Source organism: Parabacteroides sp. HGS0025 (assembly GCF_000969845.1).
GTDB classification, from domain to species: Bacteria; Bacteroidota; Bacteroidia; order Bacteroidales; family Tannerellaceae; genus Parabacteroides; species Parabacteroides gordonii.
In genome coordinates, this window is the sequence record NZ_KQ033902.1 from 4,270,493 (window position 1) to 4,283,758 (window position 13,266).

Annotated in this window: 13 protein-coding genes; 6 read left to right on the forward strand and 7 right to left on the reverse strand. The window is 44.1% G+C overall.

The window, feature by feature from the left end:
- Window positions 1-35 precede the first annotated feature (35 nt).
- Together HMPREF1212_RS16530 and HMPREF1212_RS16535 are read left to right on the forward strand one after the other, a co-directional pair.
- A complete protein-coding gene (locus HMPREF1212_RS16530) occupies window positions 36-830 on the forward strand; it encodes a DUF6261 family protein (RefSeq protein WP_046150077.1) in 795 nt (264 codons plus the stop codon).
- Window positions 831-929: 99 nt separating this feature from the next.
- On the forward strand, window positions 930-2,489 hold the full coding sequence (locus HMPREF1212_RS16535; RefSeq protein ID WP_198293273.1) for a PAS domain-containing sensor histidine kinase: 1,560 nt from the start codon (window positions 930-932) through the stop codon (window positions 2,487-2,489).
- A gap of 195 nt (window positions 2,490-2,684) precedes the next feature.
- On the opposite strand, the gene fucP is transcribed toward HMPREF1212_RS16535, so the two are convergent.
- The 3 genes from fucP to HMPREF1212_RS16550 all read right to left on the reverse strand — a co-directional run bounded on the left by fucP (window position 2,685) and on the right by HMPREF1212_RS16550 (window position 5,841).
- Entirely contained in the window at window positions 2,685-3,914 is a 1,230-nt protein-coding gene (fucP, locus tag HMPREF1212_RS16540; RefSeq protein ID WP_028727838.1) for an L-fucose:H+ symporter permease, read from the reverse strand.
- Window positions 3,915-3,918: 4 nt separating this feature from the next.
- Complete coding sequence (locus HMPREF1212_RS16545; RefSeq protein ID WP_044192220.1) at window positions 3,919-4,266, reverse strand: L-rhamnose mutarotase; 348 nt, start codon at window positions 4,264-4,266, stop codon at window positions 3,919-3,921.
- 93 nt (window positions 4,267-4,359) lie between these two features.
- Entirely contained in the window at window positions 4,360-5,841 is a 1,482-nt protein-coding gene (locus tag HMPREF1212_RS16550) for a DUF4153 domain-containing protein (protein ID WP_046150079.1), read from the reverse strand.
- A gap of 138 nt (window positions 5,842-5,979) precedes the next feature.
- Here HMPREF1212_RS16550 and HMPREF1212_RS16555 point away from each other — a divergent pair, with 138 nt between their 5' ends.
- A complete protein-coding gene (locus HMPREF1212_RS16555) occupies window positions 5,980-6,462 on the forward strand; it encodes a ferritin (RefSeq protein ID WP_046150080.1) in 483 nt (160 codons plus the stop codon).
- Window positions 6,463-6,558: 96 nt separating this feature from the next.
- On the opposite strand, the gene HMPREF1212_RS16560 is transcribed toward HMPREF1212_RS16555, so the two are convergent.
- The 4 genes from HMPREF1212_RS16560 to HMPREF1212_RS16575 are packed head-to-tail and all read right to left on the reverse strand — an operon-like array spanning window position 6,559 to window position 10,290.
- Window positions 6,559-7,335, reverse strand: coding sequence for a GDSL-type esterase/lipase family protein (locus HMPREF1212_RS16560; protein WP_046150081.1), 777 nt, complete (start codon window positions 7,333-7,335; stop codon window positions 6,559-6,561).
- Window positions 7,283-8,221 (reverse strand): glycine betaine ABC transporter substrate-binding protein, encoded by a 939-nt coding sequence (locus HMPREF1212_RS16565; protein WP_046150082.1) that lies wholly within the window; start codon window positions 8,219-8,221, stop codon window positions 7,283-7,285. The genes HMPREF1212_RS16560 and HMPREF1212_RS16565 overlap by 53 nt, the downstream gene beginning before the upstream one ends.
- 30 nt (window positions 8,222-8,251) lie before the next feature.
- Entirely contained in the window at window positions 8,252-9,067 is an 816-nt protein-coding gene (locus tag HMPREF1212_RS16570) for an ABC transporter permease (RefSeq protein ID WP_046150083.1), read from the reverse strand.
- Window positions 9,064-10,290, reverse strand: coding sequence for a quaternary amine ABC transporter ATP-binding protein (locus tag HMPREF1212_RS16575; RefSeq protein WP_046150084.1), 1,227 nt, complete (start codon window positions 10,288-10,290; stop codon window positions 9,064-9,066). The genes HMPREF1212_RS16570 and HMPREF1212_RS16575 overlap by 4 nt, the downstream gene beginning before the upstream one ends.
- An 862-nt stretch (window positions 10,291-11,152) precedes the next feature.
- Between HMPREF1212_RS16575 and HMPREF1212_RS16590 the strand changes: the two genes are divergently transcribed.
- From HMPREF1212_RS16590 to HMPREF1212_RS16600, 3 genes are read left to right on the forward strand one after another with little or no spacing between them, the layout of a single operon-like run.
- Window positions 11,153-12,001: a DUF3298 and DUF4163 domain-containing protein gene (locus HMPREF1212_RS16590; RefSeq protein WP_028727848.1), complete on the forward strand. Its 849-nt coding sequence runs from the start codon at window positions 11,153-11,155 to the stop codon at window positions 11,999-12,001.
- Between the two features lie 9 nt (window positions 12,002-12,010).
- A complete protein-coding gene (gene rsmG / locus HMPREF1212_RS16595; RefSeq protein WP_046150085.1) occupies window positions 12,011-12,631 on the forward strand; it encodes a 16S rRNA (guanine(527)-N(7))-methyltransferase RsmG in 621 nt (206 codons plus the stop codon).
- On the forward strand, window positions 12,628-13,266 hold the full coding sequence (locus HMPREF1212_RS16600; protein WP_046150086.1) for an MBL fold metallo-hydrolase: 639 nt from the start codon (window positions 12,628-12,630) through the stop codon (window positions 13,264-13,266). The genes rsmG and HMPREF1212_RS16600 overlap by 4 nt, the downstream gene beginning before the upstream one ends.

A 13,266-nucleotide genomic window follows, 5' to 3' on the forward strand; every position in this document is an offset into this window, starting at 1 on the left:
TCTAAGTCTAAATTTATTCATTAATACCTAAATCTATGGCCAAAATACAGACATTTGGAACGAAAACCAGATTAAAGAATAATGAGAGCCTCACGTTTGGCCGCGAAGTTGAGGCGGCAATCGAAGCAAAAGGAGCAGCAGAGCTTGTAGTTGATGATTTGTTTCCGGATTATCAAGTAAAATTACAAGCCTTTGATGATAGTATAGTCAATGTCGCTAAGAGTTTCTATACCAGCCAAATGAACGAAGCCAATAAACAGCGCGGGAATCTTCACGTGGCAATTATCTCACAAATAAAGAACTTCCTGCGGCATTTCAAACCGGAAAAACGGAGTGCGGCAGAGCGGTTAACGGCCTTCACGGACACGTTCGTAGGAGCACAACGGCGTTCTTTCGATGATCAGACGAGTTTTATCAATAATTTTATACAAGAACTATCTTCCGATAAATATAAAGAAGATGTCACACTGGTAGAGCTGGATGACTGGATGAAGGAATTGCAGAAGGTAAACGACCTTTGCTCCTCCCTTACAATTAAACGCACAGAAGAATACTCCGTGAAGTCGGGAAAAGGAAGTACCGAAGTAACACGACCTGCCTTTGAGAAGGCATATAATACTTTGGTAGAAAAATTGAATGCATTGGCGATTGTAAACGGTGATGATAAATATGCCGAACTCTTCGCCTGGTGGAATGCACGTATCGATCATTACCGTGTTGTGATCTCAAATAATCTGGGAGCAGGCATGGGAGGAAGAACAAGCACCGGAACGACGCGCCCGTCAACTTCCGGCAAGGGTGACGACGACGACAGGCCTGTAATAGAATAAAAAAAATCGATTAAACCCTGCGAACAGATGGAATCTAACTGGCTTTTGATACTGATTTGTTGTATTTTGCTAGTAGTAATATTTTTTCTTTTAAATATTATGTATGTTAGACGCATGCGCTCGAATATGCGTATGCAAGAACATGAGCTATTCCAGAAATACTATGATTTGTTCGATCATATGCCTATTCCTTATATACGGTTCAAATTAATTGAGAACGAAGATTGGGACGACATAATAATTTTAGATGTCAATAAGACGTTTGATATTAAAATATATCCGAAAGATGAGATTTTACATAAAAACAGGGCTGAAATTGAGAAAACAAAAATCGGTTCACTAAAAAAGTCAATAGATACGACAAAAGAAGTACTTAAAACGAAAGAGACATATATAGGTGAGCGTATTCTGGGTAAATTTACTTATGTAACAATCATCATACCAGCAAAAGAACAGAATGTTGTCGATATGTTTTTTATCGATATAACAGAGAAAAAAAATATCGGGAAGAATCTGGAGAAATACAATCATAAGCTGTTAATGGCTATCGATGCAGCGGATATGATCTATTGGTATTATAATATCATAGAAGATCTGATCACGATAGAAATGCCTACAACGGAAATTGATTCTATGACTGGAAAAGTAAAAAAGACACTAGTCATAAATAAACAAGTTTCATTGGAAGAAGCATTATTGGCTGTGCATATCGATTATCGCTCTAAGGTGCGCCATTTGTTCAACCAGATGAAAAAAGGGGAAATTGAGAAAGGACGTATTGAATATCAATTAAGTGAATTGCGTACTTTTTACGGGATAGAAGAAATGTGGGAAGAATTGGTCGCTGAATCTGAATACGACGAGACAGGGAATGTGATAGGATTGTCAGGAATCTTCTTGCCGATCACGGAACAAAAATTGCTCGAACAGAACCTTCGCAATGCAATCAACAAGGCCGAAGAATCTAATAAATTGAAGTCGGCTTTTCTGGCTAATATGAGCCATGAAATACGAACGCCCTTGAATGCCATTATCGGTTTTTCAAATTTGTTGCCCACAGCCGAATCGGAAGAAGAAGCAAAGGAATATATCAACATCATTGAAAGTAATAACTCCCTTTTGCTGCAATTGATAAATGATATTCTTGATCTGGCAAAGATCGAAGCGGGAATACTCGACTTTAGTGAGACGGTCTTTTCAGTCAATGCGCTCCTTGATGAGGTAGTACATTCGGCCATGCTCAGGCATACTAATGATAAAGTAGAGATACTTTGTAACAAAAGATTTCCAGATTATATAATCCGTTCAGCCCGGAGCCGTTTGATGCAGGTATTTATTAATTTGCTGAACAATTCGATGAAGTTCACGGAAGAAGGATCGATCAGCGTAGGTTACGATTATCTACCGGAAGAAAAACAGTTAAGATTTTTCGTGAGGGATACGGGTATCGGCATACCGCAAGATAAACTGGATAATATCTTCGGACGGTTTACGCAACTGAATACTTTTGTTCAGGGAACCGGGCTCGGGTTAAGTATCTGTAAAATGATAGTAGATAAAATGGGTGGAGAGTTATGGGTAAAATCGGAGATCGGGAAATGGACCTGTTTCTGGTTCACGATACCCTATTTGCTCCAAGAGGATGCAGATAGATTTTAGAGAGAAGAGACCGTGAGGTTTCGAGTACATTTTATATCGTGATGATATGAGATGACCTTTTTACTCAGGGTGTACCAAAGTGTTAGTTAAGTAAGACAAACACTATACTAGTGATGGCAAATACAAATTCAAGGGTCTTATGTATTTAACATCTTTGATACACCCTTTTTTCATAAAAAACAATATCGGATATATTTACCGGCTATTCTCCTTTTTACATTTCATTGCGAAGTAAAGGATGTAGAGGAAGGCCAGCAGCGGGACAAAAAATCCCATCGCCATGTTGTCCGCCCCGATATATCCCATCAGCATCGGACTGAATGCGCCGCCTGCAACTCCCATCACGATATAAGAAGAAGCTTTCTTCGTATAGCCGCCCATCCCTTCCAATCCCAGCGCGAAGATGGTTGGGAACATGATCGACATAAAGAAGAAGGAAAGATACAGGGCATACAGCGAAACCGTCCCTGCCGAAACAACGACCAGCGCCATACAGATAGCATCCGCCAACGCAAACCAGGTAAGCAGCTTACCGGGAGCCATCCATTTCATCGTAAAACTTCCCGACAGGCGACCGATCATAAACAAGGCCATCCCGCCAAATGCCAGGATGCGCGAGGCTTCGATATTCGTCATTTGCGGATCGAGTTCCGTTACGTAGTTGATGAAGAAGCTGAATATCCCGGTCTGCGCCGCACAGTAGCAGAACTGCGCCACCACGGCTCTAACAAACTGACGGTGCTTCCAGATCGAAGTGGCAGGAAACTTTACATCTTCCTGCACCTCTTCCTCCTCCACCTTCACTTCCGGCAACCGGGTGAAAAAGAAGAGGACAGCCACGAGCAGCACGACACTGCCGACGAGGATATAAGGCTTCGTCAGGGCGAACGGATCGTCTTGCGCTCCCCCGAAGATCAGGGCGCCTCCTACCAACGGCCCCAGTATCCAGCCCAGTCCGTTGAACGATTGCGACAGGTTCAGGCGTTGTGCCCCCGACTCCGCCGGCCCCAGGATGGTCGAATAGGGATTTGCAGCCGTCTCCAGTATGCAAAGCCCGCAGGCAATAATGAACAGTGCCACCAGGAAAGGCGTGGCCGAATGCAGGAAAGCCGCCGGGATAAAAGCGAATGCGCCGGCGGCAAACAACAGCAATCCCAGGATGATCCCTTTCTTATAGCCGTAGCGTTTCATGAACATTCCGGCCGGGAGTGCCATCAGGAAATAGGCGATATAGGTAGAGAACTGCACCAGGCCGCTCTCGGCTTTCGTCATCGTAAACGCGCCCTGGAAATGCTTGTTCAGCACGTCGAGCAACCCATGCGCAAATCCCCATAGAAGGAACAGGCTGGTGATCAGTATAAACGGTATAATGTAAGATTTCCCATTGGGGGCGGCGAATAAGCTTTGTTTGTTTTTCTTTTCCATCGGATTATTTTGATTCGGGTAGTTTAAATATACGATCCATCAACTGCCATTTCTCGGCGGATGTGGCACCGGGAGCGACCTGCTGATACTTGGCCACGAAAGCTTCCCATTCGGCCTGACGGTCGAGGGTGGCGAGACGGGCAAAGGCGGTGTCCCAGTCGAAGTCGTCGGGGGTTTCAACAATCATAAATAAATGGTTACCCAGGCGGTATATTTCCATATCCAAAATGCCTACTTCACGAATACCTTTACTGATTTCCGGCCAGGAGTGTTCGGGTGAGTGCCAATACATGTATTCCTGTATCAGTGTTTCGTCGTCTTTTAAATCCAGTGTCTGACAATATCTCTTCATAAATATAATTTTAAGGAATTGCAAAGGTACGATTTTCCGTTGATAAACGGATGCGCAATCGAGGTGCCCGACCTTGCCGGACACCTTGATCTGCTATTTCTTTTTCAGATAATAGGATGGAGTTATATAGGAAATGGCATAAGCCGAATCGGGAGAGTTCCGGTATAAACTGATCTGTTGAAAAATGAGCTTCGCCGAATCCATATCAAACTCAAGAAGAATGGGGAAAGCCGCATCGGGGATGGTGTCGCCGGGGTTGATGCCTGCTTTGTTCAACTGGTTGGTCCAGAAAGTAGAAAGGCTTTCACCATAAACAAGCTCTTCGGGCTTGTTAAAAATATAAAAACTATCCCGATCGACAGATGTCCACATTAGGGCATTGCCTTTATATCCGGTGACCGGAATCAATGTATGGTAGCCGGATATATCGACCGGGTTGTCGTAGGTAATCTGTATATAAGAGTCGTAATCGTATCCCTTTTCCTTCGGCGGATAATTATCGCGCCGTGTCTGTGAAATGATTTCGATATTCTTGGCCGTAATGCCGGGTATATAAGTGACGGCGGACAGGAACACGATGGCCAGGCAGGCTGCATACAGGTAACGCCCCCACCGCTTCGTAAAGAACAGCAGGGTTAAAGCAGTCAGGATCAAGCCGGTCACCACGAGATACACACGCGGCTCGGTAAATCCGTATTCGTTGATGCGGTAATAAGTTCCTACCCAGTACATCACCAAAGCCGGAAGTACGGCCAAACTGGAGAATCGGTAAAACCAATCATAATACCGTTTCCTTAAGAATGCCTGGCAGCCCTTCAATATAAAAGTAGCTGAAATAAAACTGACGACAATATAGGCGATCGCCCCTTTGGGCAGCGACCATTGAATGGCGATCTTTATAAAATAAAGGTAGAGGATCACCGCATAGATCAGTAAGGCCGGCGAAAGGACATAGTTCAACAATACTTCAAACAAGCGGTTCGGAGTCTCCTCCCCCTCCTTCTTCTGGATGAACATCAGGAACAGCAAAGGCATCCCGCACATAAAAATAAGGAATGCGGAATCGGTATTAAAATGCCTGTCGTACGAATGTCCTATTTCAAATATATACTGCACCGAATAGTAGATCGATAAAGCCAGCAGATAAGCAATACCGGCCAACAGCCCTGCAGAAAACAATGCCCGCAGATAATGCAGGCCGGTAGACACAAAGGCATCGTTATCCCGTTTCCATCCGCTTACCAGATAAAACAGCTGCACTACAATCAGCGAAACCAGATAGGTGGCTGTCCAGAAATTATCCCTTTCTATCCACAGGAAAGGGATAAAGAAGAAAGCGGACAGATAATATAAAGGCCGGAACTTATGCTGTGCCGTCCATCCGTTTAATGTAAAAGTGACCAGAAACAGTACCGGGAAATAAGCTAGTGGAGCTGTCAGGAAACGATAGGCAAAGGCGTTCTCATAATGGAAACATCCAAGCAGGCTGAAAGCGACGGACAACAATACTTCTACCGGATGCATCCGGACGGCTTGCCGTAACCTTGCGGCAAGTATTTCCAGTTTCTTTCTCATATCAAACAATGTTTATTAATTGGTAACGAAGATAAGAATTTCTAATTGCATGTCATAAGAAATAGTAGAATAACAAAACAAATCGAAAAGCAATTTGTTCTATAAATAAAACAACGAACATACATAAAACATACAATTATGACACTTAGTAGAAAATTATCCGACGCTCTTAACGAGCAGATTCTTGCAGAAATGTGGTCTTCCAACCTTTATTTGTCTATGTCAATCCATTTTTCCCAGCTGGGTATGGACGGTTTTGCACACTGGATGAAAAAACAGTCGCAGGAAGAATTGGAACATGCTTACACAATGATCGATTACTCGATCAAACGCGGTGGCCAGGTTAAACTGGAACAGATCAACGTGGTTCCGACAGCATTCGGCACGCCGCTCGAAATATTCGAACACGTGTATGAGCATGAAGTACATGTTTCCGAACTGATCGACAAACTGGTTGATGTGGCCGCAGCCGAAAAAGATAAAGCGACTCAGGACTTCCTTTGGGGTTTCGTCCGCGAACAGGTGGAAGAAGAAGCTACCGTCAAGAACATTGTTGAGAAACTCAAAATGTATGGCGAACATCATGTAGCGATCATGGATCATCAATTAGCTAAAAGATAACGGAAACCCGGTCATCCGGTAGAAAAAAGAAATCCATCCGAAAGAAAATCAAATTTCATTCGGATGGATTTTTTTTATTGTTCCAAATCGTTCCTGTTATTCCAGTATCTTCATGATCGCCTTTCCCCAAAGCTCGCCTAATACGGCGGCTCCTTTTACGTTCGGGTGAAGATAGAAGGTTCCGGCATTACCGTCCTCAGGGAACAGATCCGTCTGATAGTTGGCTTTGAAATAATCGAAACCTTCCGTATCGCCCATAAAGACCTGGCCGGGGAACCGGTTAGCGTAATCCGCCACCAGGGATTGCAGGACAGGGTAATAGCTTTGCAGGCGGTTCAGCCCTTCTTTCAGGTACATCGCACCATTATACGTATTCGGACTATACCAGACCGGACGATGCAACACGATCTTACAGTTCGGATACAAGGCCAGCAGCTGGTTTATAATCGCTTTCATATTTTCTTCATACTTTTCCGGAGAAGCCGGAGCACCGTTCGGGCCGGTAATGGCACTGTCGTTCGTTCCCAACATGATAGAGAAGACAAGCGTCGCCCATGTTTCATCGGCAAATTTATCGGCTGCGGCCTTTGCTTTCGGAAAAAGTGTTTCCGTCTGCGGCAGGTAATCGGTTGTCGTGCAACCGCTCACCCCCTGATTAGAATACTTGACGGAAGTGATCGAAGGCTGTTTGGTCAGATACAGGGCTGCTTTCACCGGTGGCGCATCATGCACAGGATCCTGTATCAGCGCTCCTTGCGTTATGCTGTTGCCTATAAATACAACATTTACATTTTTCATATTCTCCCCCTTCATAAAGGGACTACCGATTGCCAGTCCCAGCAACAAACAAGTTATTTTCCCGATCAGTTTCATATTCGTTTTGCAGAGTTAATTGATTTGCTGACGAAGGTAAAAATAAATCGATTACCTCCGGATGTTTTTTCAACCAAACTTTTGCACCTTCCAGTTCCCTCATCGGATAATCCTCCATTATATCCATCAACTCGCTCAATTGCTCGCCCGTAAATTTAAAGTTCCGGAAGAACTCGGCTACATAAGGATGAGTTTCCGAGAAACCTTTTGTCGCAACTGCTTCTATATGTTCTGCTTCTCCATAAATACCTTTTTTGTCTTCCAGGAACTTCAGCCCATAGCGCGAAAACATCCAGTGGGGCATCCAGCCGGTGACAACGATCCATTCATTATGCTCGACCGACTTTTGCAGGAAGGCAGTCATGGTCGGGCCGCTCGAAGGCTTCAGCTTCAGATGTAAGCCATAGTCATCGACCGCCTGTTCCGTCAGGTTCATCAGACTGGCGCCGATATCGATACCGATAATCTCATCCTTGAAATGTTCCCGGTTCGTTTCCAGTTCTTCGATCGTATTGATCGTCACATACGAAGGGACAGCCAATCCCAAACGGGCATTTTCAAACGGGACGCCGATCGTTTCCAACCGGTCGCCATATTGCCGCATATAATCGACATGCGTATCCGGAAGCCAGGCATCCAGAAAAAGGTCTACCTTTCCGGCAGCTACCGAGGTAAAGATCGGTGCGATATCGGCATTCTTCAATGTTACTTTATATCCTTGTTCTTCCAGCATCGCCTTTGCCAGATAACTCATGGCAATCCCTTCCGACCAGTTCACATACCCGATAGAGATCTCTTTCGGGTCTTTGGCACGGCTGCATCCAGCCAGGAACAGGATCACGACCAGAAGCAGGATCAGGTTGATAAGTATAATAAATCTTCTCATATAAATCTCTTTTTAATTAATGACTAAGGATCAGTTCTTACGAACAAATCCCTGGGTTATACGATCCAGAACGATAGCCAGGATCACTACTGCGATACCGCCCTCAAATCCAAGACCGATCTTCATCTGGGTAATCCCTTTCAGGACAATTTCACCCAACCCTCCGGCTGAAATCATAGCGGCAATCACCACCATAGACAACGCCATCATAATCGTCTGGTTGACGCCTGTCATAATAGTTGGCAAAGCCAACGGCAGCTGCACCTTAAACAATAACTGACGTGAAGTAGCCCCGAATGAGCGAGTAGCCTCGACAATATCTTCCGGCACCTGGCGAATCCCCAGATCGGTCAGGCGGACAACCGGCGGCATCGCAAATATCACTGTCGCAAAAGCTCCCGGCACAGGCCCCAACCCGAAGAATAAAACAGCAGGTATCAGGTAGACAAAAGCAGGCATCGTCTGCATCAAGTCCATCAGCGGACGGATTATTTTTGCGGCAATATGGTTGCGTGCCGTCCATATCCCTAATGGAACGCCTAAAACCAAAGCGATAACGGTAGAGGATAAAACCAATGCCACTGTTTGCATCGTCTGCTCCCAGAATCCCATGCCATAGATCAGGAACAAGCCGAGCAAAGTTAATACGGCTGTTCCTTTCCCGGCCTTAAACCAGGCTAAAACGGTTAATGCCAGGATCATTACATAAAAGGGAATCCAAAGTAACCCGTGCTGGAAGCCATCGATAAAACCACCGATGCCATTATTTATTATATCAAAGAAAGGTGCCCAATGTTCCGTCAGCCAGTTGATGGCTATCTCTATATATTGTCCGATATTGATCATAAGTCTATTGCGTTTTGAATTATTTCTTCTATTTCTTTCTGGTCTTTACCTGTCATCTCGATAATGATGGCCGAAGGAGAAACAACGCCTGTCAAGCGGTTATTCTCGTCGACAACGGGTAAAGCCTGGCGTACTTTAGGAAGTAACGGCAACATATCCTCTACCGTAGTATTTTCCAATACAGAAGGAACTTCCTTTATAACGATAGAACTCACATCCTTGCTACCTTCCTTTCGCAACCTCAATACATCTTTATATTGTATTTCACCAATAAACTGATCCTCATTCCCGATAACAGGCAAAGCATATAAATGCTTCTCACGCATCTTACGAAGAATCGTTTCCGGCCCGTCTTTTTTAAGCCTTACTACGATAGGTTGTTTCAGCATGATGGAGGAAGCCGTAACGATGCGTCCACGATCTACACTTTCGGTAAAGCGCGTTACGTAAGCGTTCGCCGGGTCGGTCAGGATCTCTTCAGGCGTTCCCACCTGCACGATCTCACCATCCTTCATGATCGCGATACGGTCACCCAATTTGATCGCTTCATCCAGGTCGTGGGTAATAAAGACAATCGTTCTTTTCATCTTCTCCTGCAAAAGGAGTAGCTCATCCTGCATCTGTTCGCGGATAAGCGGGTCTAAAGCCGAAAAAGCCTCATCCATCAGAAGCACCTCCGGATTATTCGCCAGTGCACGAGCCAGTCCGACACGTTGTTGCATACCTCCCGACAATTCATCTACCCGCTGGTTTTCGTATCCCTTCAACCCTACAAGCAAAACACTCTCCTGCGCTTTCTGCATGCGTTCATCTTTAGGAACACCTTGTAATTCGAGACCGAACGATACATTGTTCAGCACCGTACGGTGAGGCAGAAGTCCGAAATGCTGAAACACCATTGCCATTTCTTTTCTACGTATCTGCAACAGCTCCTTATCCGACGAGCGGGTTATATCGACACCATTGAGGCGAATTTCCCCCATCGAAGGTTCGTTCAGCCGGTTAATACACCGGAGTAAAGTCGACTTACCGCTACCGGATAGTCCCATAATAACGAACATCTCTCCTTCCTCTATTTCCAGATTGGCATTGCGTACCGCCACGGTACACCCTGTTGCCTTCAGTATTTCCTGTTTACTTTTTCCTTTCACGATCATCTTTTTCGCTTTGGCCTTCTCAGGCCCGAAAAGGATGGATAAGTTTTTTATTTCTATTTTTGCCATATATCTTTAATTTATGATACAGCGATATTATCTCCCTGAACCGGTAGTTCAGACAAGTATAATCCAGTACCGGAACCAGACGATGGATCCGATAAACTTTTAACTGTAAAATTTTGAATTGTTTTTTCCTCAGGTTGTGGCTTTTTATCCTATGCCACATCTATAGAACAAGCAAACGTTGATTTAGTTCATTTAAAGCTTATTTATAAAGCAAAAGATCCCATTTGCATACCCTTCCGGACAGCTTCGGACAAAATGTACATTAACACTAAACTTTCTTGATTTTCAAGAATATGAATAACATCGTAAAAAATATATGATATTTTTGTGGGAAGATACTCCCTGCTAATCCCGGATGGCTCGACCAGCCATTAAACATTCCGACCGGACAAAGAAAAAAGAAGCGTGGATACTGTTGATATATAGACATTGAGGCTCTCGACAGGCCCCCCAACAAATATATCACAGTACCACGCTCTTGTCCATATACACGAATCAATTTCAAACAATTCTCATTGTGCATAAACAGATAAGAACATTTGCATCTACTGTCTATTATTTGTTAGGTATGAAATTGTCGAGATTTCAATGCCAAATAATATTTAAAACGCTTATGTCCAACAAAAAACGACACACGTTGCAACTCGTTGCATTTCATGCGCAGGGCAAAGATAAGCAGAAGATTTCAATAATCAATTTTTCTCAAAAAAAATATTACTCGCAAGGGTAATTTAAAATACCCACTATAGTAATGACAATTTGATAGATGAAGAAGATTGATAAAATCAGTTATCTATTCGGTAATTCGAAGAGAAACTTGTACATTTGCGTCTTATAAGTATAAAATTAAATCTGTATCACGATGAAGACGCAATTATGCCAAAAACTGGTGGCTCTATTTCTCATTAGTATTTTTGTCAGTGGTTGTAATACCGGAACAAAAAAGACGGCGGATAATGATATAAAATTCGACTCGATCAGTGTGGACAAAACCTATCATTTGCTGGAAAACCCGGAAAATCCAAACTGTAACCTACAGATAAACTTCACGTTCCCGGTCAAATACGACAATAAAGACATACTGAAAAAGATTCAGAAACAGTTCGTCTCCTCTTACTTCGGAGATAACTATGATGCTTTATCCCCCGAAGAGGCAACAGCTAAATATACACAAGACTACCTGGATAGCTACAAGGAACTGGAAGAGGAATATAAGGATGAAGTAGCCAAATCGGATGAAACTCCGGTGGGAGCCTGGTTCGGTTACTACGAAATGTCATCGAACGATATTGCTTATAACCAAAATGGAATCCTGAGCTATACAGTCAATTTCGATAATTACACGGGGGGAGCACATGGAGCGCACAGTTTCAGCAACAATGTCATCGACCTGAAAACTGGTGATCTGATCAAAGAAGAAGATATATTTATTGATAATTATCAGGACGACCTGGCACAGATACTGGTAGACCGGATCGCCAAACAAAACAATGTGGATAATCCGAAAGAACTGGAAAACGTAGGTTTCTTCAGCGTGGAAGAGATTTTCCCCAACGGAAACTTCCTGATAGACGATTATGGTATTACCTATACATTTAATGAATACGAGATCGCGGCCTATGTAGTGGGGGCAACTAACGTACATCTTCCGTACGAAGAGATACAATACCTGCTGAAAAAAGACAGTCCGATCGCTCATCTGGCATTTTAAAAACAATTTATGGAACTTATAAAGACTTATTTTCCGGAGCTGAACGAAAAGCAACTGGCACAATACGAAGCTCTGTATGACTTATATACTGACTGGAACTCAAAAATCAATGTCATTTCCCGCAAAGATATAGAGAACCTGTATCCGCACCATGTACTCCATTCATTGGGGATCACCAAAATGATGAAGTTCAAAGACGGTTCTACCGTTATGGATATCGGTACGGGCGGGGGATTTCCGGGTATTCCCCTCGCTATCTTCTTTCCGGAGGTGCAGTTCCACCTGGTCGACAGCATCGGGAAAAAGATCAAGGTAGGACAGGCCGTTGCCGAGGCGATCGGTTTGGAGAACGTTACTTTCCGCCATTGCCGCGCCGAAGAAGAAAAACAACTTTTCGACTTCGTTGTCAGCCGGGCGGTCATGCCATTGGCCGACCTGGTCAAAATATCCCGCAAGAACGTAAAAAAAGAACAACAGAATGCGTTGCCGAATGGTTTGATCTGTCTGAAAGGGGGCGAACTTCAGCATGAGATACATGCATTCCAGAAGCAAGCGATCACGATCGAGCTGGGTGACCATTTCAAAGAAGAATTTTTCAAAACTAAAAAAGTAGTTTACGTACCGCTATGATTACAATACAAGCATTTCAATTTAATTACTTCCAAGAGAATACCTTCGTATTGCATGACGATACGAAAGAAGCGGTCATTATCGACTGCGGATGTTGCCGTAAGGAAGAAGAGAAGCTATTGAGCGACTATATCACCGAGAATAAACTGACAGTGAAACACCTGCTTTGTACGCATCTTCATCTGGATCATATATTCGGCAACCCGTTTGCCAACCAGACGTACGGACTGAAACCGGAAGCACACAAGGCGGATGTGGAACAATTACCGTCGCCCGAAGCACAGGCCAGGCAGTTCGGCGTACCGGGCAAGATGGTGAATATTCCGGTAGAGAAATACCTGGTAGGAAACGAAGTGGTTAAATTCGGACATTCCGAACTACTGGTGCTGACCGTACCCGGACACTCACCCGGCAGCGTTGCTTTCTATAATAAGAAAAACGGTTTTGTCATTGTGGGAGACGCCTTGTTTGCCGGCAGTATCGGCCGTACAGACCTGTGGGGCGGAAACCAGGAGGTACTGATCGCAGCCATCAACGACAAACTATTATCCCTTCCGGACGAAACGGTCGTTTATCCCGGCCACGGCCCGGAAACAAGAATTATCGACGAGAAATTAAACAATCCTTATTTATAA